The sequence below is a fragment of the Tannerella forsythia genome (assembly GCF_003860135.1).
GTDB classification, from domain to species: Bacteria; Bacteroidota; Bacteroidia; order Bacteroidales; family Tannerellaceae; genus Tannerella; species Tannerella forsythia_A.
The window spans coordinates 1-234 of sequence record NZ_RQYN01000205.1 but is presented as its reverse complement, the minus strand read 5'-3'; the positions used below and the strand labels follow the sequence as shown (position 1 = coordinate 234).

The 234-nt window shown below is 46.2% G+C and carries 1 pseudogene; it reads left to right on the top strand.

Annotated features, from left to right (window positions below):
• Positions 1-234, top strand: a pseudogene (locus EII41_RS13955) (IS1595 family transposase); the annotation flags it as partial.

Here is a 234-nt window from a genome sequence, read left to right as displayed (position 1 = left end):
TCAATTGGGTCATAATCGTTACCATCCCATTTGGCACATGGTTCACAAACTTCGTCAGGTTATGGGTAGAAGAGATGATGAGTATGTATTGGCAGGACGCATTGAACTGGACGAAGGTTATTTTTCCACAGAGCCTCCCGAAGCGGAAAAAGATAAGCTCTTGAAACGGGGACGTGGCAGCCAAAGAAAAAGCAAAGTGCTGGTTATGGCGGAAAGTGAAATGGTTGCATCGCC